This is a genomic window from Wielerella bovis, from assembly GCF_022354465.1.
Lineage (GTDB): Bacteria > Pseudomonadota > Gammaproteobacteria > Burkholderiales > Neisseriaceae > Wielerella > Wielerella bovis.
In genome coordinates this window covers 2,272,441-2,294,361 of record NZ_CP092361.1, presented here as the reverse complement: position 1 = coordinate 2,294,361, position 21,921 = coordinate 2,272,441, and the positions used below count along the sequence as shown (strand labels likewise).

The following is a 21,921-nucleotide window of genomic DNA, read 5'->3' as shown; positions in this document are numbered from 1 at the left end:
GACGTTCTCGCATGGGTTAATGATTTTTAATCAATGTTTTATTATTCAATATTTATAGTCGTTTAAAATAGAAATAAGACAAGGTAACAGCGACCGCTGCGTACACCTAAGTACATCAACGCTGCATTATTTTTATTTTAAACGACTATATTCAAGCATCAAGATGTTGGCATTATAGCTGAAAATTTATGCAGCGTGTGGATAAGTCATGTTGTTGTGCAGATTTATCCACAAGTTTCAGGCTGCTTTACAGTACACGACAATTTTTTGAAATAACCATGAATTCGTCCCCTTACCCGTCTAAACGAGGGAAGGCTAGGGTGGGGGGAATCTGTGAAAACAAATTTATTTTGCTGAAAATCAACGAGCCATCCCCACCCTAACCCTCCCCCGCCAGCGTGGGAGAGAACCGATTTCAGGTCATATTTAAAGATTTGTATCGTGTACCGTAAGGCAGCCTGAAAACAGGTTTTACATGTATAATTCGGTTTATTTTGATGAATTTATTTGCGAAAGGAATCAATATGAGCCAAGCCCAAAGTTCCAAATACGAAATGCCACATTTCAATGGTTTTGTGATGGCAGCGATTTTGGTGTGTGTCGCCTTATTTTTGGTGTTCCGATTTTTTGCAGGCAGCATTGGCAGCACTTTTGTCTTGGTACCTTTATTGTATTGTTTGACCCGTTTTCGCACCATTCAACCGAATACGGCTTTGGTCGGCACATTATTCGGCAAATACGCAGGAGTTTTGCCACGTTCGGGATTTTAACAGCACCACAACGGTTTCTTTGAAAACCAGCAATTACGTTACCGCCACGCTGAAAGTAAACGATGCCTCTGGCACGCCGATTGAAATTGCCGCTGCGATTGTGTATCACATTGAAAATCCAGCCGCTGCCGTGTTGGACGTGGAAAATGTGTACAGTTTCCTGCAAATTCAAAGTGAAAGCGCATTGCGGACACTCGCCACGCATTATCCCTACACCAATGATGGCAACAGCGATAGTTTGTCGGGCAATTCGGAAAGCATCATCAAGCGTTTTGAAAACATGGTGCAAGAGCGTGTGGAATTGGCGGGCATTGCGATTGATGAAGTACGTTTTACGCATTTGGCATACGCGCCTGAAATCGCGCAAGCCATGTTGCGCCGTCAGCAAGCAGAAGCGGTTATTTTGGCGCGACAAACTTTGGTGCGTGGTGCGATTAGCATGGTCGGCGGCACGGTTAAGGAATTGGAAAAACGCGGCATTGTGAACATGAGTGATAGCGAAAAAGCCAAATTGGTTACCAATATGATGACGGTGTTGTTGAGCGAAGAAAATGCTGCGCCTGTGTTGAATGTAAGTGGGGATTGATGTTTTTCAGGCTGCCTTTTGTGTCAAGGCAGCCTGAAATAATTTACAAATTATTTGTTTGAAAGAACAATCATGCGGCAATACACCACTTTTTTCCCTGAAAAAATTACCAATCTTGTCCCGATTGTCATAATCAGCAGTATATTTTTTGCGTTTTATACGATGGATATATGGCTGGACGGCAATATAACCCATCCAATTGCTGTAATATTTGGCTTGATTCTGCTCGGCATGGTTTTGACATCGGCTTATTTTTTATGCCGCGCCATGAATCATTGCGAAATCATTCGTTATGATGCACAACAACAGCAATTTTTACGCTGTACATGGCAACCGATGCGCTGGCAAGTGTCGCAATATTATCTCATCAGCCAATTTGTAGGCGTGGCGGCAGAAGAAGTTTATTATGCGGGCGAAGCGCAATATGGACGCGTGTTTTTGCTGGGACACAATGGCGCAGAAATTTTGCAAATTGACCGCATCGCGCCAAACAAAGGCAGTTTACATGAAGTCGCAACTTTGCAGAAAAAAGTCGCTAAAATCTCGCAACTGCCCGTGTTAAGCATCAATATTGTGGACACGCCGCGCCAAATAATACGCGATGCCAATCCGACACGTTTTCAGGCTGCCCTACCGCCTAATACACCACTTGGCGTCATCATTGGGCGCGTGATATGGGCAGCGATTTGCTTGGCAATTAGCTGGCATATGGCGCAATTTTTTGCCAACAAAGAGCCACTTTTATCCACAGTCGCTTGGAGTATTGCCAGTTTCCTGTGTTTATACGCCCTTTCAGGCAGCCTGAAAACATGGAAAATGTGGCGCAATCGTATGCAATATTTACGCGCCATTCGACAAACGCACAATATACCCAACACCCCCAGCCGCAATGAATCTGCCCAACGACATTCAGGCGAATTTGTCTTATTTTCGCGCGCCAAATATATTTTTTGGAGCGTACTGATATTGGCAATTAGTGGCACAATCATCAGCAAAATTAGTTTTGATGATGGATTCAATATCTTGCTGCCATTATCCATGGCGGTAGTATTGCTATCGGTTATTTTTATGCTGTGGCAAACCGCGTTTTCTTCGCGCAAATTGGTTTATCACGCCCAAACCGATGTTTTGACACTCTATCAATTAAACAAAATATTGATGTGGCAGCCTGAAAACGATTATTCAGCACGCAATTTTATCGGCGTTGCTTGCGAACAATCCGAATTATGGTTGATTGGCGCAAGCAATGGCGTAGATATTTGCATGGGCAAAGCCAGCGGTTTATCACAAAATGCCGATGAACGCGCCCGACAAATCGCAGAAATGTAAGTTCGCGCCAACTTTCGCACCAAATTGTATCAGCTTTTGCATCATTTTTTATGCAATTTGTACTGTTTTTTGCATCAGCAAACCCACGTTTCCACGTGGGTTTTGTCATTCCCACAAATAGCACTATTGTTGCTTGGCTCGTGGTGTGAAGTACGGCAATATCGCCTTATCAACTTTACAACACAAGGCACACAAATGAAAATTCCTCATACCCAAAACGAAACCTATGGCTTTTATGGTACTTGTGCGATTGTAGGCTTAAATGCCCAATCCCTTTGGGACATTGCCATTCAACAAATCCATCAAGCCACTCAAGAACATCTAGAAGATATTGCCATCTTTTTGGATAGCCGACACGGTCGCCATTTTGCTGATGATGTGGTTTGTCTCATTAGGAACGATAAAACTGCACACACCGCCATCTACGAAACGGTTCAAAAATGGCAAACTTGGCAACTTGGTAGTGCTGTAAAAGGCATGGGTTTACCCACAAATACCCCCTATCTAAATGGGTTAATTATGATGTTAAGTGTGGATTTAATGATTTAATCCATTTTGCTAATACCACGCTAAACTCATGCTTTTTTGCATGGGTTTTGTCATTTCCCAAATAGCACTATTGTTGCTTGGCTCTGTGTGCGAAGTACGGCAATATACGCCTACTTAAACAACAAAGTACAAGGAAATCATCATGGTATACGGTATTTACAGTGAAAATTTAGAACACAGCTTTTACAGCCTGATGCTTGCAGGCAGCCTGAAAGAAACCAATGGTAACCAACGCAAAGCCCACAAACAAGCCCACCGTCTTTTTACACACGCCATCAAGCAAATCGCTGACGTATTAAGCCACTCGGAATATGTTGCAAGTAGTTTACACAAACACATCGGTTTTTTCCTTGATAGTTCGGACGGTTATCAATTCGGGCAAGATGTATTAGCCGCCTATGAACAATGCCACAATTTCAATCAAGCCATTGAACAAATAGCCGATATTTGGATTGAACAAGAATACAGCTATTACGAATATTTAGAAGAATATCAGCGGACGAAAAAACCCAGCACACGCCCTTATTGGATTATGTTGCTGCATTTAGCCCATTAAAACAGATTGCCGTTTCAAATCACACCATAATGATTTGAAACGGTTTTTTTTCACTTTCAGGCTGCCTAAAATTTGTAAACCATATTGTCTTCGTATTGCGCGGTTTTGTTCATGGTAACGTGAACGCTAATCTTTTGATAATCTTGTAAATTCTGCCAACCTTCGGCTTTGTCGCCAATCACAAAATCCAAATAATCAAGCAATTCGCTCCGCGTTGATGAGAAGAATACAAACGGCGGTCGCACCAATCTCATCAAGCGTAAAAATTCAACCATGCCAAAATAACCAGCTTTGCGGTAACTACCCTGCGCGGTGCAAATATAAGGTGGGTCAAGTACAAGCAAAGCCTTTGAATGATTTTGAAATTCGGGCAGCAATTCGTGATACGACTTGCTGACGATTTCCACGCCGTCTAAATAGCCGTCCGCGCTGGGATAATCGCTTAATCGCACACCGTTGTAATAGGTGTGATTGTGGATTAAATCATGCAAATCCGTTGTTTGGCGACCGCTAAACAACAGCCAACTGGCGACACAATCCAAATCAATATAGCCGCCAAAACTGTTTAAGGCAGCCTGAACGGTCTTTTTCAGCGTTTCAGGCAGCTTTTGATTGCGCGGATAATGTGCCAGTAAATCAGCAATAATGGTGCGTAATTTGTTGGTATCATTGATATTTTTCAATCTATCCGTGTAGCCGTCAAAGTCATTGTAAATCACGCGAGCGTTTGGCAAAACTTGTTTTGCGGTGTGTGCCAACAAACCCGAGCCGCCAAAGGCATCAACAATCGTCCAGCCCTCGCCATCATTCGGAATATGCTGTTTTAAAAGGGTTTTAAAGTGGTTTAAAAATCGGCGTTTTTGCCCCGTGAAAGGCAGGGGTGCTTGGGTGTAGTTCATGCGTACTCACTTTCGGTTTGGGTACGCATGGGTACGCTGGGTTAAAAAATAAGTTTCAGGCTGCCTGAAATTGGTTTAAATGTTTGCATCTGCGACATTGAATCGCAATGCGATAAATGCCTGTCGCTTCGCCAATTTTACGGCTGCAAGCCTTACAAAATAAGGGATTCATTGATTTACCTTGTGCGTTAGTGATAAAATCGCACCGCCTAGCTAGGTGGCGGCACACTGACGCAGGCTGGTTCTGCTGATGTAAGCGCGGAACAAACGGTATGCGCACCGTCCGCGTTGCCGTCTTGCTTAAAACACCGCCATTGTATCAAGCGGTGTTTTTCTTTTTAACAACAAGCACTTCAAACCGTTAATAATTTGATTGTGGCAATGTAGTGTTCACTACCTAATTCAGGGGTTGTGAAATGCACAGGCTCGGCTTTCAATGCCTGTTCGTGCAGCGCAAAAATCACTTGGAATGCCCGACTATCATAATGTATGTAGGTCATTTTCAATTCAGGCACATCTGTCCAATCACGCAACTTCTGAACCGTTGATAAAGGTAGCCACACATTGTCCGCTGATAAAGTAATCGGGCGACCTGATTGCTTTATTCCTTGCTGAATAATTTGGCTACCCGACAAAGTGCGTTCGGGCGATGTTTGCGCGATGGCACTCCAATCATGCTCATCTATCCAACGTAAATCTTGTGGCAATTCAACTGTTTCTTGTGTATCATTTCTTTTTAAAATCAAATCCATATGTTTTTTTCCTTTTCAGGCTGCCTGAATGGGTTTTAACGTTGTTGTAAAATGGACTGTTCCAATTCATTTAACAATTTTTGTGCAGCAGCATCGGCAATAACATCATCGCGTTTTTGTATCGCCGCACTTAAACGACTGAAATCTGTTTGCACATTGACTTGAACCGATTGAGTGGAAATGTGTTTTTCCAATTCACGCTGACGTTGTTGTTCAAGGCGTTCTTGTTCGCGTTGCTGCTTTTCAAGCTCGCGCTGACGTTGCTGTTCGGCTTTTTCGCGTTCACGTTGTTCGGTTTCCAAACGCGCTTGTTCGCGCTGTGCGGCTTCGCGGCGCAATCGTTCTTCAAATGCTTTGTTGCTTGCCGCAATCGCCGCCTCAAAGTCTTGCACGGCATCACGGTTACCTGATTTTTGTGCAGCGGCTTGCTGTTTACGCAGTTGTTCAATTTTTTGTTGCTGCTCCAAGCGTGCTACTTCATCATCACGTCCTTGCGCGCTCAATAATTCTTTTTCAGCAGCTGCTCGTGCATTGGCAGCCTCTTGGGCAAGCTGCGCCATTTTCTGTTTGGCTTTATCAATCGCTTGATTGAGGTTGTTCAATGTAACGTTGTCCAATTTATGTGCATTAGAAATGGCGTAGGCTTCGGCTTTTGCCAATGACATGGCGATGTTTCCGCCGTTTTCAGTATCGTCATTCAGTTGCTTAATCGCTTGATTGATGCCGATGTACATATCTTGCACATCGCGCAAAACACCTTGCCATGCGGCTGTACCCATGTGGAAATAAGCCCCTGTTTGGCGTAAGGTATAGTCCACTTTTGTCGCAAAATCAGACAAGCGTTTGCCTTGCTGTTCCATGCTTTGACTGGCTTTCTCGCTGCTTTTTTCAACACTTTGCGCCGCTTGCTGTGCAGCTTGGGCGACTTGATTGTGCGCCGCCACTTGGGTTTGCGCTGCTTGCACGGTTTTTTCCGCTGCTTGTAAATTGGCTTTGCCTGTCTCATCTACCGCAACCTTGTAGTTGTAGGCAGCGGCTTGACTTTCTACCCATGCGCGTTGATTGGCATCGCCGCTTGCTAATAGCGCATCGGCGGTGCGTTCAAATGCAGCTTTTAAATCCGCAGAAGTGGCATTGCCACTTGCTTTCACAGTTTCAAAGGCAAGACGTGTTTCTTCGGCTGCCAAACGCAGACTTTCTTTGCTTTGAATGCCTAATTTTTTAAAAGCCGCTTCGGTCGGGTCTATTGTGCCTTTGAGTTCTTGTAAACGCACATCGGTTGCCAAAATAGCGCGTTCTACTTCTTGTAAACTCAATGCGCCCGATTGACCCAAACCCTGAATGGCTTGTTTCAGCGCATCAATATCAGCTTGATTTTGTGCGGTTTCGGTTAATTTGGACAAACTTTGCTGTACAATCAAACCAGTATCCAACCCCTGCGCTGCCAATTCAGAAAGCTGACCGCGCAAAGTTGTGAAATGACTTAACGCGGTTTGCATGGCAGGACTGCTGCCTGAAAATGCATTTTGCAATTCAATGCCCAAAGCAGTAGCGGCTGCTTCGGCTTCGCCCAAAGGCTTGCTGATTTGTGCCAAACCCAAACCTGCTTGTGGTGCAGATTGTGCAATTTGATTGATTTGTTCAGCGGTTAAACCTGCTTCTTGTCCTACTTCATTTAGACTTTGTTTTAATTCGGATAAGGCTTCGGGCGTGTCCATTTTTTTAACGGCAGCCTGAAAGATTTGTGCCATTGCGTCTGCATCATTGCCAAAGCCTTGTGCTGCCAACTTAAAATCATCCAACGACTTTTGCGCCGCTTGCGAAATACCTGTGGCAACTTGTTCAGCTGATAAACCCAAATCTTGTAAGGCTTGACGGTTTTTTGCCAAAGGCGATGTATCGGCAATATTGGCGTTCAGGCTGCTTAATTCGTCTTTGGTTTTGGCAAGTTGTTGTTCCAGTTGTTTATTTTGTTCACGCAACTGTTCAGCAATCACACCGTTTTCTTTACCAGCAGCGGTTAAAACGCGCAGACTTTGTTCATTGCCTTGATATTGCGCTTGTTGAGCGCGGTAAGTTTCGGTTAATGCGCGGATTTGTTGGGCTTGCTCGGCTGATGCTTGTTTGGCGGCTTCGGCTTTTTTCTGTTCTTCAAGCGCAGTTTGGCGTTTCAATTCAGCCAGTTCTTTTTCACTTTCCGCGTAAGTGCGGAAATTTTCGCGGTATTGGTCTAACGAACCCGTTGTTGCCAAAGAATGTATTCCTGCAAATACGGCTGCGATTTTATCGCCAGCCCAACGCACCATTTCCGACTCTTGATACAAGGCTTCACCCATGCCAAAACCGCCAACAAATGCCGCGCCCAACATGGCTGCATTATTTGCCAAACCGCCCAAACCAGTCCCTAATTTGCCCACTGCACCATGAACGGATTGCATAGACATACCAAAAATTTTGGCATCTACTGCTGCGCCTTTAAGCGAAGCTCGTACTTTATTGACAGATGCGTCTGTTTTGGTCATCGCAGTAACACTTTCCGTGCCAGCCATTTTGACTGCCAACTGATAGGCTGCTACCGCTACTTTGCCACCTGCAAAAATGACGGCAAGTTGCGCCAACAATGGATATTTGCTAGCAATCATATCAATCGCATTTGCCACACCACCTGCACCTTCCGCTGCAAAACGCAACACAGGTAACAATGCTTCGCCCACCGTTGCTGCTGCGGATGACATGGCAGATTTAGTTTGATTGATTTTGCTTTCAGTCGTTTGTAGAGATTTATTGACTTCTTCTTGCATGGCACCCAATGTTTGGGCTTTATCGGTTGCATGGGCGAGCGCATCTTCATAAGTTTTCAGGCTGCCTGCAAGCAATGCCAAATCATCACTGTATTCTGCACCAAACATTTTCGTCAATACAATACTGCGCGATTGTTTGTCTAACTGTTCAATGCGTTGCAAGAAATCGGTTAGTGCAGCCTGTGGATTGGCAGCAATATTATCCGCCATTTCTTGCGCAGATAAGCCAATGTCTTGCAAGCCATTTTTAAAATCTGCTCCTTGCTCGGTAGAAGTCTGCAATTTTGTCAAAAGTGCGTTAATTGCCGTGCCAGCGACTTCGGGGGCTTTACCCAAACTGATGAACGCCGCGCCCAATGCAGCTGCCTCTTCCGCCACCAAGCCAAATTGTTTCGCATTGCCACCAATCCGCATTAAAACATTGGAAATTTCGGCTTCTTTGGCAGCGGTATTATTGCCCAGCACATTGACCGCATCCATTAATTCGCCGACTTTGCTAATCGGAATTTGGAACACATTGCCAATTTTGGCTGCCATATCGCCAGCTTGTTCGGCTGGGATTTTGAACGCAACCGCCATTTCTGCTGCCATTCGGGTAAATTTCGGCAACTCTTCCAGCGCAACATTGGCTTGACCACCAGCGGCAGCAATTTCAGCTAATTCCGCAGGTAATACGCCCAATTCGCCAGCCATTGTTTTGATTTCGCTGGATAATTTTGCGTATTGTTCAGGTGTGCCATCGGTTACTTTTTTAACCGAAGCCATCGCCGTCTCAAAGCTCATGGCTTGCTTGGCAAGATAGGTCAAACCCGTTGCCTGACTTGCCAAACCGCCCACACTTTGCGCTACTTCGCCCAAAGTGGGCTTAACACGCTGTAAAGATTGCTCAATTTCGCCCACTTTTTTTGCGTGTAATTGCGCAGCACGTGCCAATTCCACTTGTGATAAGCCACCATTGCGCTTTAAATCGGCAAAGGCTTTATCCAATTCAACAATTTCTTTGCGAGCGCGGTCGTCCACATCCATGCCCAAAATGGCTTTGGATTGGGCGATTTGCTGGGTTTTTTGCGCTTGTTGATTGAGTTCTTGGAGTTTTTGTTCAGTTTTTTGGGCTTGGTCGGCAAAATATTTTTGATTGTTTGCCAAATGCTTGCTTGAAATGCCTGCCTCATTCATGGCAATGCTGGTTTGGCGTAGGTTCTCACTCAATGCGCGTTTTTGCTGATTGAGTTGAACCAATTTCTCTTTTAATTGATTAAATTGCTGTTGTTGTTCTTTGGTTTTCCCATTGGACATTTGCGCATCCAGTTTGCGTAATTGCTGCTCTGTATGCGCGATTTCTTCACGATTGTCTGCCAAGCTGCTTTTAACCGTTTTGTAATGAGTGATTAAAGCAGTATTTTGCTGTGCTTTTTGCCATTCTTGCGCTAATTTTTGCGCTTCTTGGCTTAACTGACTGGTTTCATCAGATGTCTCGGCAATACTTTTGACCAGTTTGTCAATTTGTTCGCCTCCACCCACTTGGGTACTGATTTGTATGCCTGCTTTAATGATTGAATCTGTCATATTTTACCTAAATACAATTTGGATATAATGACAGATTATCTATGATTAAATAATGGCTTATGACATACAGCACTTCAATACAAAAGGCGGTTGGATGGTCAGCCAACCGCCTTTTAAAAGATATTTAAAACCGTTTTAAACATCCATCTCCACCAACCCCACCTGCGGCGCACTCTCCAACACCTGCCCAGTTTTGGTATCGTAAAACACACTCTGCCCTAACTCATACCCTTGTCCACGCAACAGCACTTGGTTTTTACCAAACACCGTTTCCGCTTCAAGTGTGCCATCGCTGCGAATATGCGTGATTTTCGCCACCGAGCGTGTGGGTTTGGCAAACAAGGCATTGAGTTGTTTGAATAAATTCATCTTTATCAATCTCCTAAATACCTGTCCACCGTCAGCGTTTGGCTGATTTTGGGTGCGTTGTTTTCCACGCTGGCAGTTAATTTCACGCCTGTGATGACACCAAACCATGCGCCATCGGGTTCATCAAATCGCCAAATTTGCCCCAACTTGGCACGCGGCACAGCGTATTTTGCCGATGGCGGTGCGATTTCTACCGTTTCGGTTTTGTGTACACCGCTGTCGCTCAATGCCGCTAAACCTGCGGCACGTTGTACCTTGCTCTCGGTATACAGCGCATGGCTTAACATCGGAGCTTGTGGCATTTTGTCGCTGCCTGAACGGTAAATCAGCCCTGCATCATTGAGTTCATGAGTGGGATAGGCAAACACACTTTTGTATTGTGTTTGCACTTGTTTTTGTCCGCTGATTTTAATGATGATGTCGGCTGGGCAGCGTACATCTGCTGTGCCGTCTGTGGCTGTGCCAATTTCCCACGCAGCTTTTTTCCAGCGTGCTTGAACGTGGATTTTGCGCTCGCTTGGGTCGCTTACTAAAAATGCACCTGCCGCCGTTGCGATGTCTTGCAACACGGCAATCGGCGTTTTGTCATTCAAGGAATAGACATTTTCAGGGACAAGCCAATCTACGGTGTGCCAATCGCCAATCGTAAAACCTGTGTTATACAACACAGCAGCGGCGATTTGCTGCGCGTACAGTTTTTGATTAACCACGCCATTTTGGATTTGGGCATAATCCGCGCCCAAATGCGCTGTTGCGCTGCGACCGCTGACGGTATAGGATTTTTGTCCAAATTGGCGACCATCGCTAACCTGTTCGGCGAGAAAGACAAACTTTTCGCCATTAAGGGTCAATTCAATTTCTAATTCATTGCCTTGATTGCGTTTATCCAGTTCCAGCGCGGCAAAATCATCAGGCGGCAACGACACTTCGCCGAGCCAACAATAGCCGTCCATTGTGGCAGAAATGCTGGCGGAGAAGGGCGATAAGGTGCGACCATTGGCGGTGGCTTTGATTTCATTGAGCATAATATAAGTCGGTAAATTGGGGATAAAGTTTTCGGTTGTGCAGGCAAACGGCAGGGGAATGTGTGCGCTGTCTATTTCGCTGGCGAGTTGGTCAAATTCCAATGGTAAATGGGCAGCATCGGGACGTTTACCGCAGGGATAATCTGTGCCTTGTGATGAAGTGTCATCAAGCGGAATGTCGCGCCAATAACACGGTGGTTGCACGCTGTGTCCATATGGGTGTTTCAGGCTGCCTGAAACGTGTGTGCCATTTGCGTGGATTGCTTGTGATGAAACAAGGTTTTGCCCGATGTTTTGGTTTTTCAGGCAGCCGCGCAATTTAATGTCGCCGCTGTATGTGATTTGGGCGCAGGCAATCTGCAAATAATCCAAGCCATTTTGTCCAATAACAGACGAACTCAAATGCGCATCTGCCGATGTGAAACCTTTGCCGTGATGGAACAATAATTCACTTTCGCCTGTTTTATCATGCAAATGTGCGTGAATTTCAGCATGTTGCGCGGTTTGAGCAGTAAAGGTATTTTGAATATTCAGGCTGCCTGAAACGCTATTTTGATAATATTGCGCCACATTCGCGCCGTTTTCAGCAAAGGTTTTTTCTTGTGCTATCAAACAACTGTCCGAATACACCGCACGCCATATATAACACGGTGGCGAGCGGCGGATGGGGCGCGGTTTATCGGTTTCGCCAAAGGCAAGGGGCAAATGAGCAGCATCTACATGGTTTTGCAGCTCATTCAAATCCAAATTTAAATCAGTCATGTTTGCCCCTAGTCTCACATTATGTTTCGCTGGCTATTTTGGGTTTGATTTTGTCCCAACTCACAGGGCGATAGAAGCTGTTGTAATTATCTACCGCTAAAATCAAAAACTCGCGTGTTTCATCAAGATGCTCAAACCGATAGCTGCCGTCTTGTGCGCTCCATGTGCTACGCGCCCAAATCATGGTGGCTTGGTCAAGTAACAAGATTTTGCGCCGCGCTGGTTTGCCATTGACGGTAACAATGCCCACACCGCCTTTCGTACCCGCAATAAATCCTTTACCCGAAAAGCGGCTTTGCGTTAAAAAGCCCCGTTTAAACAAGGTTTTGGATAAGGCGCGTTTGGGTGGACTTTTAAACCATAAGCCACGTTGAATAAGCTTATGATTGCCTGAACGTTTGGGGGACGGCGCCCACAATACGCCTCTTGGGATGAGATAATTTGGCATGGTTTAGGCTTCCCAATGGCTGGCATTAATCAGATAGTGTTGAGCATCTCCGTATAAACAGAACTTTAAAAACACATCATCGGTAGCATCTAATTTAAGTGGCGTGCCATCCTGCAAATCTTTCAGATTGTTTTGGCATTTAAACAAAGCAGGCTGTAAGCAACGTAGGTTGTAGTCATTCCCACCATTTCCTTTCTCATACATCCACATTTCTGCGACGGTTAAGCCGCCTGAAATCTTATCGGGATAGACAGCCCCTGCGCCGCTATGATGCGTCAAGCTATTAAATGAACCACGCGCAGTTTGTTCTGCGCCTGTCCATGTTTTTGCTATAGGTGTAGAATTAAATAAACGGTACACACAGGAGAACAGTTATGGCTTATTCACAAGATTATCGCCAAATGATTTTAGAAAAATTAAATTCGGGTTACAGCTACCGTGAATTGGCAGCGGAATATGGCATCAGTCGCAGTACCATTCAACTATGGAAAAAATGCATTGAACGTAAACCCTACCCCAAAAGAACCAATAAAATCAATGATGAATTATTGCGAAAAGACGTAGAACAATTTCCTGATGATTTTCAAAGAGAACGCGCTGTTCGCTTTAACTGTTCACAAAGAGCCATTGGTGTGGCACTTAAACGGCTAAAAATCACTCAAAAAAAAGATTCTTAAACACCCCAAAGCTCAACCCGAAACAATTGAACAATTTCTCTCATTAAAACAACAGCATGAGCAAGAGAAACGTCCTATTGTTTATATTGATGAAAGTGGTTTTAAAAACCAAACTTATCGTCCTTATGCCTATGCGCCAAGAGGACAAGTTTGTCATGGCAATCACAACTGGCAAATCAAAAACACAACCAATGCCATTGGCGCACTGTACCAAAATCAATTGATTGCAGTGGGTTTGTATGAATTCAGCATCAATTCAGATGTGTTTTATTCATGGGTTCAAAACGTTTTACTGCCACAATTACCACCTAACAGTGTTTTGGTTATGGATAATGCGACTTTTCACAAACGCCAGGACATTCAAGAGCTTATTGTTTTATCAGGGCATGTGATTTTATGGTTACCGCCATACTGTCCTGATTTGAATTTAATTGAGCACACTTGGGCTTGGATTAAACATTTACGTCAAGATTGGTTATTGGATTGCATTCACTCTTTGTTTTTTTATTTTACTTGGTTGTGTACCGAATTTTAATTTCTTTATCTATAATAAACAATCATCAGAACTGTTTATAAAACCTAATGAACGTGTTGATAAATATTCAGATGTTGATGAATTACTAAATAGCACTGTATTGCCCGTGTCTTGTGGTACGATACTTGGGATATCGCCAAAAAATAAAATACTGGTATCGTTTAAGCTGCGTTTAGCAGCAATAAACATAAAAGCTTTATCATGTCCAACCAACCACCAATTGGGCTGTTCGTTGCGGTCATACTCACAATAACCAAAACGGTCGTAGTTATTGTTATAGGCAAATTTACCTGTACCCGCGCTGGCAGTAGTCATATTCAAATAACCTTCACAAATAACAAATTTTGCGGCGGCGTTATCTACGCGCAAAAAATGACGGTTGGACTCGGGGCTTTTACTGCGAAACACGGCAACGTGTCCTTGTTCAAACGGCATTTCCCAGCCCAGTGGCTGTTTGTCGCCGTAGCCTGACACCAAACAGGCTTTGAGTAGGGTTTTAAGGCTGCCTGCGGATGCGGTGAGTTTGGGTGCGCCTGTATCTTTACTACTAAACAGGGTTACGGCTTTGGGGGTGGTGTGAATCATGGTGTTTTTTTCCTTTAAATATGTTTCAGGCTGCCTGAAAAGTGATTATTCAAGCACTTCGGTATTGCCACGCAAACACGCGCTAAATGAATTGGCTTGCGATTGTCCGCGTGGCAGTTTATGTGGCTGCACCACGCGTAAAATCCATACAGGCATCAACGTACCTTCGGTGTTAAAGCGAATGACGTTACCTTGCTCCCAGCCGCCTATGCCAAATGCTTGTTTGGGCAAGGTAAAATACGGCTTATTGGTCGCTGGATTAATGGGCGCAATGTCCGCCAAAATATCGCCACGCCAGAGTAAGCCCATATTCTCTTCGTACACTTCAATTTGATTGGCATCACGGAATACAATGCGCCAACGTCCGTCTACCGTGCCGTCCGATGTAACGCGAATGGGATAGTCTTTGGTGTTGAGCGATGTTTTAGCAGGATTGCCGTCTGGCGTGTTTTGCCATTTGCCTGTCCAGTTCACTTGGGTAAATGGCTCGGTGACACGACAAATCAAATCGCCGCCGCTGACCGCGCTGGAAATATAGGTATTTTCAACGGGATAATCGCGTGAAATCGGATTTTGCAGTTTCAGGCTGCCTGAAATATCGGTATCTACGACTTTGTTGTCTTCTTGCCAAAGTTGCACAACTGAAAGTGGCATTTCATAATCCGACAAATCCAGTGGCGTTTGCCATGTCAAAGTACCTGCGTCCAAATCGTCTAAATATAGATAAAGAAATTAAAATTCGGTACACAACCAAGTAAAATAAAAAAACAAAGAGTGAATGCAATCCAATAACCAATCTTGACGTAAATGTTTAATCCAAGCCCAAGTGTGCTCAATTAAATTCAAATCAGGACAGTATGGCGGTAACCATAAAATCACATGCCCTGATAAAACAATAAGCTCTTGAATGTCCTGGCGTTTGTGAAAAGTCGCATTATCCATAACCAAAACACTGTTAGGTGGTAATTGTGGCAGTAAAACGTTTTGAACCCATGAATAAAACACATCTGAATTGATGCTGAATTCATACAAACCCACTGCAATCAATTGATTTTGGTACAGTGCGCCAATGGCATTGGTTGTGTTTTTGATTTGCCAGTTGTGATTGCCATGACAAACTTGTCCTCTTGGCGCATAGGCATAAGGACGATAAGTTTGGTTTTTAAAACCACTTTCATCAATATAAACAATAGGACGTTTCTCTTGCTCATACTGTTGTTTTAATGAGAGAAATTGTTCAATTGTTTCGGGTTGAGCTTTGGGGTGTTTAAGAATCTTTTTTTTGAGTGATTTTTAGCCGTTTAAGTGCCACACCAATGGCTCTTTGTGAACAGTTAAAGCGAACAGCGCGTTCTCTTTGAAAATCATCAGGAAATTGTTCTACGTCTTTTCGCAATAATTCATCATTGATTTTATTGGTTCTTTTGGGGTAGGGTTTACGTTCAATGCATTTTTTCCATAGTTGAATGGTACTGCGACTGATGCCATATTCCGCTGCCAATTCACGGTAGCTGTAACCCGAATTTAATTTTTCTAAAATCATTTGGCGATAATCTTGTGAATAAGCCATAACTGTTCTCCTGTGTGTACCGTTTATTTAATTCTACACCTATATTTGTCCATCAAAACGTGTTTGCCATTGGCATCTACCACACACAATCGGTCATTGTTTTGTCTTTCTAATTGAATGACTTGTCCTGCCGTGTGCGCTGAGCCAATGTCTTGTACTATCTTGTTGGTAATCACGACATAATCGCCACGTCTAAAAATCGGTACTTTGCCGTCTGACGGTAAACGCGTGGGATTGATGCCTACTTCGCGGCTATTGATTGGCACGGTGGATTGACTGACTGCGTTGTAGCGCAGAGTATCGGGCGGTATTGGCTTTTCGCTTTCAATGCTAAAAAAGCCTGTTTTATAAGCCATTTTACCTTTCAGGCTGCCTGAAATAGATTCATCTGCTTGCGATTGTCCTTGTAAGGTTTCGCTTTCGCTTAAATCAGCATAAACTGTAAAACTTTGTGGCTTAATCGGCGCAAGCGCGGTGCGACCGTAAAACTGTTTGACTTGATAATCGCCTTGCGTGTAAACGCCTTGCAGCACTTTGACAACTGGGCGTAAATCCACAGAAATATTATTAAAATGCAAGATTCCTGTATCACTAATATGTCCGACTACCTTGCCTGTGCCTGTGAGTGCATCCCATGTTTCGTACAAGGTGCTGTCGCGTTCAATGATGCGCTTGCCACCAATGTCAAACACCCAACTGTTTGGCACAATGGCACGCGGATACGCCATGTTTGCCAGCAAATCAAATGTGAGGCTGCCCATGCTGACACTATCTTCAATCGGACGTGTGTCAGCGGCACTGATAAACGACAAACTGGCTTCGCGCGGTGCCAGAATGTCCACAGATTGCGAAACTTGGCTGCCTGAAACCGCTACGTATGGCTTACCACCTTGCTGCAACACCATTTCTTGATAATTTTGACTGACCACGCTTCCTTTAAAAGCTGATTTAGGGACACGAATGTCACCCGTAGCGTAGTCCACGCTCGCGCCATTGATTTTTACGCCGTCCAACAGCAAACCGCCGTTGCCGTCATCGCACAAGCGGATTTGATTTAAACTTAATTCTTCTGCTTTACTCATAACTGCTCAATTCAATCAAACACTGGTTGATAGTCTGCGTGGGGTGGGTAAACTAGGTGTCGGATAGACTGGTTGCGCATTGGGTTTAGCCAAGCGACCAATGGGCATATTAATGGCTAATGTGCCAGCCTGAATCCGTGCGCCAGCCGAAAAGGTCATCACATCGCCGTCTTTGACAGACGCATTTTTGCGTATAATCGCGCCGATGTATTGCTCCGCCCGAATTTGCACGGCGGCAGCGCGTAAACCAGCATCGGGGTAAATCAAACCTGCGGCATAATCCACCCAACCTGTCGCATCGCCCGACAATTTGCCATTTTGGTCGCTGGCGGTTTGTGCCGTGCCATTGTTCCACGTCAAACGGATGCTGTTCGGTTTTAAGCTTGATTTGGGCGTTTCAGGCAGCCTGAATACACTACTCAAATTACTCGGTAATATCGCTTCGCCAGCTTCGCTGCCGTCAAAGTTTTTATAAAAATCACGCGGCGCCCACGTTAATATCAATTGGCTATTGGCATCAGGCAAAACAGGTAGGCTAACGACTGCGCTGCCATTTTTGCTGACTTGTCCGCGAGATTGCTGTTGCGCATCACGCAACACACTATCGCCATTATCGGCAAGCTGATACCACTCCCCACCTGAAATAAAATCTGCTGCTACGCTGCCTTTAGCAGGTTTAGGGCGCAATAAAGGCGCAAACTCTGTGCCAATGTTCACTTCATTAATTTCCACTACGGCTGAATAAGCATAATTGCGTACTTGGACTGCAGGAATCGCAGAAACACTGTTGATTGGCACACCATTAAATCCTGAAATCACGCCATTGGCATAATCAATGTTCAGGATTTGTTCACCGCGTTTCAGGCTGCCTGCACCATCATCTTCCCAGCCGCCATCCATTTGTACTGAGGCTGGCAAAACAGGGGTTTCTAAAAACAGGCTACCTGAATTCATGTAACGATAGCCTGAATACACCACTCTGCGTGGTGCGGTTTCAATCCACATCAAGCGACCCGAAGCCCAATCGTCCGCAATCGCCGTTTCTACGGTGGAAACAGGGACGAGTTGCTCATAAATACTCGGCACTTTGATGCTGGCTGAACCTGCTAACACAGGCGCGGCAAGTGGTTTAATGCCATAATATTTAGCAGAATCGGCAATTTGCGTGTCCAATACGCGAGCATCGGCACGAACACGGTAACGACTTGGTTCGTCTAAACCTTGAAAATCGCGTTCCAATGGCGATTGAGTAACCATTTTGACCACACGGCGGACAAATTCGCCTTTATCATCTTCAAACACCTGAAGACTGGATGTCAGGCTTTCCACACGGAAAAATTCGTAAATCGGGTTACCGTTTTCGATTTGCGTCAAGGCAAAACATTGACCAACAACAGGCAATGCCACACTCTCTCGCTGATAAACCTGCACCAAACGACTGCCTCTGCGTTGTAATCCGAGCAAAGTCATGCGCGTTTCGGTAATCGGCACACGATAGCCTTCCAATCGTTCCATTAGGCTGGCGCGTTCCTGTCCGTAAAAATCCGCCTCTGCCAGCAAATACGACACATATGGCGATTGCGATGGCTCATCCAAAATCATGTTTGCACCCCAAAGGGCGGCGGCGATGGGCTTGAGTACCGCTGGATACACCTGTCGGGCATTGACTTGCCCGTTTACGCGTGCAAAATCGGATACCACAGGAAACAATTCATTGACTGCGCCAGTTAATGCGCGTGATGTCATTTCGCCGCCACCATCGGGGGTGTCGGTTAGGCGTTCGGATGCGTAGATGCGTAGGTCTTGTTGGGTTAGAGTAGTTTGTTGGCGTGAGTTGCCCATGTTTTAAAATTTCCTTTAAACTGCATTTAAAAAGCTGCCTGAAAACGTCTTATTCACGCTTTCAGGCAGCCTGAACGCCCAAAATTAAGCGTTAAATTCATGGTAGATATAAGGTACTTTTTTACCGTCTGCCAACACCAATGTACCTGAAAATTCTGCGCTGGCATATCCATCACCCAGCCAATCAATCTCGCTGGTTGGGGCAACTACCATACTAGGGATATACAGCGCAAAGTTTTTTTGACTGGCTTGATTAAAGCCATCTAGCCAAAATTCAAGGTCATAGTCGTTTTCGGTATTGGCTTCAATGCGGATACCACCACCGTCTTTGGTTTTGTATGAAACTTCAATTGCCGATTCATCCTCAACATTGGTACAATTTTCTTTAACCAAAATCCAACCCAATGTTTCATTGATTGCAATATCAGTTTCAGCAACATCGTCATCAGAATCATTTTTCACACTAACGGTACTGGCATCAATATTCATATTTGCCAAATCCAGCCATACCCCCTTTTTACTCACTACCACTACTTCATCATTAATGGTTTGAGCAGCGTTTGGCAGTTCTACTGATTTACCCGATAAAGCCATCGCCAAAGTCAATTTATTGAATGTGTCTGAACCGAATACCACTTCGGTCGCATCTTTAATGCTGACACTATCCAACGCGCTGCCTGCGCTTTCTTTCATGCGCGAAATGCGTCTTTTGGCTTCTGAACTGGCTTTTAATTTGAGCGAAATCATATTGCCAACTTGCTCTTTCAGGCTGCCTGAAATGCGGCGATTGCGGACATAGCCCGTGCCGACAAGCAGTAAACCATTGTCTTCTTGTTGTTGCATATTTAATCCCCTGAATAGGTTGATAAAATTTCGGTTTCAAAACGAAGTGGATACAGCGCGAAATTGTCAAAATAAATCGGCTCTAATGCTTGCACTTCGTCAAATGGCAAAGTGGTAATCGGCTGATTTTTGTCGTTTACAGGCTGCCAGCCCTGCAATTTCGCACAAATCGCATACAGCAATTCGCCCACGCTTTCGTCTTCGTGTGGCACGTCTTCCGCGCCGTAAAATTGTTTTGCCAAAATCACGCTAAACGACAGGCGTTTTTTCTTTTGTTTCAAGCGATTATTTGAACTAGTAAGCGGTTGCGAGCCGTCAAACACCACATAAACCGTGCCGTCCAACGGCTGAATTTCACGCTCGCCAGCCAATTGCGACAATTCTTGAACGCCTTGAACGTGGGTAATTTCAGGCATTTCAGCCAGCCTGTTTTTCAAAATAGGCAAAATCATCAATAAATTGGGTTTCATGCTTGCTCCCATTGTTGTTTCACAAAGCGTTGTAATTCATCAAGAATGTCCACGCGGTCTTGGCTGGAAATGCCAAACATCGGACGAGCCACCATTTTGCGCGTACCCGTTTGATGATAGGGCGCATACTCAACATTTGTGCCAACTTGCGCCATTTGTGCCGTAGCGTGGCGCGTGATACTGCGTAGCAAACGCGAACTGTCGCGCATCAAGCGTTCTTTGGGACGTGGTTTCAGGTGCGACAAATAACGCTTTTTGTTTTTGCTGCGATACACTTTTTGGGCATAATGCGCTTTGGTGCTGTCCGCCCAATCCGCCCATTTTTCGCCATCGGGCGCAATTTTGGTTTCAAAGCGTTGGCGCGTTGAATTTTCCAAAATCACAGCGATATTTCGCATAAGCGGTTGTGGGTTTTTCAGGCTGTCTGAAACACGGTTGAGCAGTTTGCCGATTTCGCCCAAATCGTCAGAATAGACCTTTAACATTGCGCCACTCCTCTGGTTCATTGGGGATAACGGCAATGCCGTTGCTCGCTTTTACCTCTTCCACACCGTCTGCATCAAAACCCAACATGGCAGGATTTTTCATCACGTCTTTCAGCCAGCTAATTGCGTTTTTGTAGCGTTTTTCTACGATGTCGGTTACACCGTTTTCGTACAAATACCAACGGGCAATGTCGCACACTTTGACTTTTAAAGTAGCAGGCACGAGCGAAAATGGCGCAACAAAACCTGCTGCTCGCAGATAGCCATTGGCTTCGCTTTCCGCGTCATCAATGGCTTTTTGCAAAACATCTGCGGGGGTAATGTCTTTGTCATGCAGTCGGCTGGTCAATTTCGCCAATTCAAGCTTGCCAAAGCGTTTTTCCAAATCCGCTTGGGTAATCAGGCTGCCTGAAATCATGCGCTTACTCCATTTTCAGCGTTGCCACCAAGTTCGGACGCAGCACCAAAGGCAATGGATTGGACTGCACTTCCAAATGCCAGCCTTTGTCTAACGGCAATTTTTCGCGTTGTGCGTAAATCAGTTCGGCAAGGGTATTTACGGCAGAATTGGTGTCGGCTGGCGCGAAATATTCATGGAAAGTTTTGCGTGTACCACTTGGCAATAAAATTGCACTACCTGCTTCAATGTGTGATGCTTTACCACCACCAAAATCGCCATCGTATTCAATGAAGCGCACACCGTTGTGAATAAACTCACCACCACTGTCTTCGCGGTATTCTTTCGCGTTGTCTTTTTCTTTGACAAACTCTTTGACATTGTTGTGGTATTTCAATTTGTCAAAAAATTCAGGCGAACACAAGGCGATAAAACCATTCACAATTTCGCCATGTGCGTGTTTGCGAAGTTTGCGTTTGGTATCGTCCATCAATGCCCCAACTTGGGTGGATGCAGTAGTTAATTTCCAGTTAAATACCTGACGTTTCAGTTTAAATTCGTCATAAATATTGTAAAAAATTTCGCCTGTATCGCCGTCTTTAATATCGCCCAGCAATGCGCCCAACATCATGTGTTCACGTGTATAGACAATATCGGATTTCATGTCTTCCAAGCGTTCCAATACAACTGTATCAACAGCTTGGGCTTTATTCGGATTACCAAATTCAGACACATTTTGCACTTCGTCTGGACGAATAAAGTCTTCACGTGGCAAATGTGGCACTTCAAAGCTGCGTTTTTGACGAGCGCGTGGTTGTGATGCCGTACCCGAGCTACCGCGTGGCTTGCTTTGAACCAGTGTTAAAACGCCATTTTGATGTTCAATGCGTACATAAGTTGTGGTCAAACGCTTTGGCACAAACAAACCCAATTCACGAATTTGGGTTTTAGGAGATGGCAATTCATTGACCGCTTCGGTCATCGCTTGCATGGAAAATTTGCTTTCATTACTCAATGGCATAT

The 21,921-nt window shown here is 44.8% G+C and carries 25 protein-coding genes; 7 read left to right on the top strand and 18 right to left on the bottom strand.

Going from position 1 to position 21,921, the window contains the following annotated elements:
- Window positions 1-524 precede the first annotated feature (524 nt).
- From MIS45_RS11285 to MIS45_RS11265, 5 genes are all read left to right on the top strand, one after another.
- Window positions 525-770, top strand: coding sequence for a hypothetical protein (locus tag MIS45_RS11285; protein ID WP_249450599.1), 246 nt, complete (start codon window positions 525-527; stop codon window positions 768-770).
- Between the two features lie 19 nt (window positions 771-789).
- Entirely contained in the window at window positions 790-1,356 is a 567-nt protein-coding gene (locus MIS45_RS11280) for an SPFH domain-containing protein (RefSeq protein ID WP_249450598.1), read from the top strand.
- A gap of 72 nt (window positions 1,357-1,428) precedes the next feature.
- Window positions 1,429-2,685, top strand: a complete 1,257-nt coding sequence (locus MIS45_RS11275) for a hypothetical protein (protein ID WP_249450597.1) — start codon at window positions 1,429-1,431, stop codon at window positions 2,683-2,685.
- Window positions 2,686-2,880: 195 nt separating this feature from the next.
- Window positions 2,881-3,234 carry a hypothetical protein gene (locus tag MIS45_RS11270; RefSeq protein WP_249450596.1) on the top strand — a complete coding sequence of 118 codons (354 nt, stop codon included), beginning with the start codon at window positions 2,881-2,883 and terminating at the stop codon, window positions 3,232-3,234.
- Window positions 3,235-3,376: 142 nt separating this feature from the next.
- Window positions 3,377-3,790, top strand: coding sequence for a hypothetical protein (locus tag MIS45_RS11265; protein ID WP_249450595.1), 414 nt, complete (start codon window positions 3,377-3,379; stop codon window positions 3,788-3,790).
- 65 nt (window positions 3,791-3,855) lie between these two features.
- Here MIS45_RS11265 and MIS45_RS11260 read toward each other — a convergent pair whose 3' ends face one another.
- The 7 genes from MIS45_RS11260 to MIS45_RS11230 all read right to left on the bottom strand — a co-directional run bounded on the left by MIS45_RS11260 (window position 3,856) and on the right by MIS45_RS11230 (window position 12,772).
- Window positions 3,856-4,689: a DNA adenine methylase gene (locus tag MIS45_RS11260; protein WP_249450594.1), complete on the bottom strand. Its 834-nt coding sequence runs from the start codon at window positions 4,687-4,689 to the stop codon at window positions 3,856-3,858.
- 353 nt (window positions 4,690-5,042) lie between these two features.
- Window positions 5,043-5,441: a hypothetical protein gene (locus MIS45_RS11255; RefSeq protein WP_249450593.1), complete on the bottom strand. Its 399-nt coding sequence runs from the start codon at window positions 5,439-5,441 to the stop codon at window positions 5,043-5,045.
- A gap of 35 nt (window positions 5,442-5,476) precedes the next feature.
- On the bottom strand, window positions 5,477-9,808 hold the full coding sequence (locus tag MIS45_RS11250) for a phage tail tape measure protein (RefSeq protein WP_249450592.1): 4,332 nt from the start codon (window positions 9,806-9,808) through the stop codon (window positions 5,477-5,479).
- Between the two features lie 135 nt (window positions 9,809-9,943).
- Window positions 9,944-10,177, bottom strand: a complete 234-nt coding sequence (locus tag MIS45_RS11245) for a hypothetical protein (RefSeq protein WP_249450591.1) — start codon at window positions 10,175-10,177, stop codon at window positions 9,944-9,946.
- A 5-nt stretch (window positions 10,178-10,182) separates the two neighbouring features.
- Entirely contained in the window at window positions 10,183-11,964 is a 1,782-nt protein-coding gene (locus MIS45_RS11240; RefSeq protein ID WP_249450590.1) for a hypothetical protein, read from the bottom strand.
- A gap of 19 nt (window positions 11,965-11,983) precedes the next feature.
- The gene (locus MIS45_RS11235) at window positions 11,984-12,412 is read right to left on the bottom strand and encodes a hypothetical protein (RefSeq protein ID WP_249450589.1); all 429 of its coding nucleotides are present in this window, start codon (window positions 12,410-12,412) and stop codon (window positions 11,984-11,986) included.
- 3 nt (window positions 12,413-12,415) lie between these two features.
- Complete coding sequence (locus MIS45_RS11230; RefSeq protein WP_249450588.1) at window positions 12,416-12,772, bottom strand: hypothetical protein; 357 nt, start codon at window positions 12,770-12,772, stop codon at window positions 12,416-12,418.
- Window positions 12,773-12,786: 14 nt separating this feature from the next.
- On the opposite strand from MIS45_RS11230, the gene MIS45_RS11225 reads away from it, so the two are divergent.
- Together MIS45_RS11225 and MIS45_RS11220 are read left to right on the top strand one after the other, a co-directional pair.
- Window positions 12,787-13,089 (top strand): IS630 transposase-related protein, encoded by a 303-nt coding sequence (locus tag MIS45_RS11225; protein WP_249441922.1) that lies wholly within the window; start codon window positions 12,787-12,789, stop codon window positions 13,087-13,089.
- Window positions 13,082-13,624 (top strand): IS630 family transposase, encoded by a 543-nt coding sequence (locus MIS45_RS11220; RefSeq protein WP_346766873.1) that lies wholly within the window; start codon window positions 13,082-13,084, stop codon window positions 13,622-13,624. The genes MIS45_RS11225 and MIS45_RS11220 overlap by 8 nt, the downstream gene beginning before the upstream one ends.
- Window positions 13,625-13,633: 9 nt before the next feature.
- Here the strand turns inward: MIS45_RS11220 and MIS45_RS11215 are convergent, their stop codons facing one another.
- The 11 genes from MIS45_RS11215 to MIS45_RS11165 all read right to left on the bottom strand — a co-directional run bounded on the left by MIS45_RS11215 (window position 13,634) and on the right by MIS45_RS11165 (window position 21,919).
- On the bottom strand, window positions 13,634-14,209 hold the full coding sequence (locus MIS45_RS11215) for a hypothetical protein (protein ID WP_249450587.1): 576 nt from the start codon (window positions 14,207-14,209) through the stop codon (window positions 13,634-13,636).
- Window positions 14,210-14,254: 45 nt separating this feature from the next.
- Complete coding sequence (locus MIS45_RS11210) at window positions 14,255-14,917, bottom strand: hypothetical protein (RefSeq protein ID WP_249450586.1); 663 nt, start codon at window positions 14,915-14,917, stop codon at window positions 14,255-14,257.
- Between the two features lie 24 nt (window positions 14,918-14,941).
- The gene (locus MIS45_RS11205; protein WP_249447679.1) at window positions 14,942-15,451 is read right to left on the bottom strand and encodes an IS630 family transposase; all 510 of its coding nucleotides are present in this window, start codon (window positions 15,449-15,451) and stop codon (window positions 14,942-14,944) included.
- Window positions 15,452-15,476: 25 nt separating this feature from the next.
- A complete protein-coding gene (locus MIS45_RS11200) occupies window positions 15,477-15,779 on the bottom strand; it encodes an IS630 transposase-related protein (RefSeq protein WP_249441922.1) in 303 nt (100 codons plus the stop codon).
- Between the two features lie 23 nt (window positions 15,780-15,802).
- Window positions 15,803-16,861 (bottom strand): hypothetical protein, encoded by a 1,059-nt coding sequence (locus MIS45_RS11195; RefSeq protein ID WP_249450585.1) that lies wholly within the window; start codon window positions 16,859-16,861, stop codon window positions 15,803-15,805.
- A 15-nt stretch (window positions 16,862-16,876) separates the two neighbouring features.
- Window positions 16,877-18,703 (bottom strand): hypothetical protein, encoded by a 1,827-nt coding sequence (locus MIS45_RS11190; protein WP_249450584.1) that lies wholly within the window; start codon window positions 18,701-18,703, stop codon window positions 16,877-16,879.
- Window positions 18,704-18,787: 84 nt separating this feature from the next.
- On the bottom strand, window positions 18,788-19,546 hold the full coding sequence (locus MIS45_RS11185) for a phage tail tube protein (RefSeq protein ID WP_249450583.1): 759 nt from the start codon (window positions 19,544-19,546) through the stop codon (window positions 18,788-18,790).
- 2 nt (window positions 19,547-19,548) lie between these two features.
- Window positions 19,549-20,016, bottom strand: a complete 468-nt coding sequence (locus MIS45_RS11180) for a phage tail terminator protein (RefSeq protein WP_249450582.1) — start codon at window positions 20,014-20,016, stop codon at window positions 19,549-19,551.
- On the bottom strand, window positions 20,013-20,501 hold the full coding sequence (locus MIS45_RS11175) for a phage virion morphogenesis protein (RefSeq protein ID WP_249450581.1): 489 nt from the start codon (window positions 20,499-20,501) through the stop codon (window positions 20,013-20,015). The genes MIS45_RS11180 and MIS45_RS11175 overlap by 4 nt, the downstream gene beginning before the upstream one ends.
- Entirely contained in the window at window positions 20,482-20,919 is a 438-nt protein-coding gene (locus MIS45_RS11170) for a gp436 family protein (RefSeq protein WP_249450580.1), read from the bottom strand. Before MIS45_RS11170 ends, MIS45_RS11175 begins: the two co-directional genes overlap by 20 nt.
- Window positions 20,920-20,923: 4 nt before the next feature.
- Entirely contained in the window at window positions 20,924-21,919 is a 996-nt protein-coding gene (locus MIS45_RS11165; RefSeq protein WP_249450579.1) for a major capsid protein, read from the bottom strand.
- Window positions 21,920-21,921: the final 2 nt, after the last annotated feature.

Bases quoted from the DNA above. Each gene is read 5' to 3' on its own strand.
- MIS45_RS11195 (WP_249450585.1), bottom strand. From the start codon at position 16,861: ATGAGTAAAGCAGAAGAATTAAGTTTAAATCAAATCCGCTTGTGCGAT.
- MIS45_RS11255 (WP_249450593.1), bottom strand. From the start codon at position 5,441: ATGGATTTGATTTTAAAAAGAAATGATACACAAGAAACAGTTGAATTG.
- MIS45_RS11185 (WP_249450583.1), bottom strand. From the start codon at position 19,546: ATGCAACAACAAGAAGACAATGGTTTACTGCTTGTCGGCACGGGCTAT.
- MIS45_RS11260 (WP_249450594.1), bottom strand. From the start codon at position 4,689: ATGAACTACACCCAAGCACCCCTGCCTTTCACGGGGCAAAAACGCCGA.
- MIS45_RS11285 (WP_249450599.1), top strand. From the start codon at position 525: ATGAGCCAAGCCCAAAGTTCCAAATACGAAATGCCACATTTCAATGGT.
- MIS45_RS11200 (WP_249441922.1), bottom strand. From the start codon at position 15,779: ATGGCTTATTCACAAGATTATCGCCAAATGATTTTAGAAAAATTAAAT.
- MIS45_RS11175 (WP_249450581.1), bottom strand. From the start codon at position 20,501: ATGTTAAAGGTCTATTCTGACGATTTGGGCGAAATCGGCAAACTGCTC.
- MIS45_RS11240 (WP_249450590.1), bottom strand. From the start codon at position 11,964: ATGACTGATTTAAATTTGGATTTGAATGAGCTGCAAAACCATGTAGAT.
- MIS45_RS11170 (WP_249450580.1), bottom strand. From the start codon at position 20,919: ATGATTTCAGGCAGCCTGATTACCCAAGCGGATTTGGAAAAACGCTTT.
- MIS45_RS11215 (WP_249450587.1), bottom strand. From the start codon at position 14,209: ATGATTCACACCACCCCCAAAGCCGTAACCCTGTTTAGTAGTAAAGAT.
- MIS45_RS11275 (WP_249450597.1), top strand. From the start codon at position 1,429: ATGCGGCAATACACCACTTTTTTCCCTGAAAAAATTACCAATCTTGTC.
- MIS45_RS11265 (WP_249450595.1), top strand. From the start codon at position 3,377: ATGGTATACGGTATTTACAGTGAAAATTTAGAACACAGCTTTTACAGC.
- MIS45_RS11190 (WP_249450584.1), bottom strand. From the start codon at position 18,703: ATGGGCAACTCACGCCAACAAACTACTCTAACCCAACAAGACCTACGC.
- MIS45_RS11250 (WP_249450592.1), bottom strand. From the start codon at position 9,808: ATGACAGATTCAATCATTAAAGCAGGCATACAAATCAGTACCCAAGTG.
- MIS45_RS11165 (WP_249450579.1), bottom strand. From the start codon at position 21,919: ATGCCATTGAGTAATGAAAGCAAATTTTCCATGCAAGCGATGACCGAA.
- MIS45_RS11270 (WP_249450596.1), top strand. From the start codon at position 2,881: ATGAAAATTCCTCATACCCAAAACGAAACCTATGGCTTTTATGGTACT.
- MIS45_RS11180 (WP_249450582.1), bottom strand. From the start codon at position 20,016: ATGAAACCCAATTTATTGATGATTTTGCCTATTTTGAAAAACAGGCTG.
- MIS45_RS11245 (WP_249450591.1), bottom strand. From the start codon at position 10,177: ATGAATTTATTCAAACAACTCAATGCCTTGTTTGCCAAACCCACACGC.
- MIS45_RS11235 (WP_249450589.1), bottom strand. From the start codon at position 12,412: ATGCCAAATTATCTCATCCCAAGAGGCGTATTGTGGGCGCCGTCCCCC.
- MIS45_RS11225 (WP_249441922.1), top strand. From the start codon at position 12,787: ATGGCTTATTCACAAGATTATCGCCAAATGATTTTAGAAAAATTAAAT.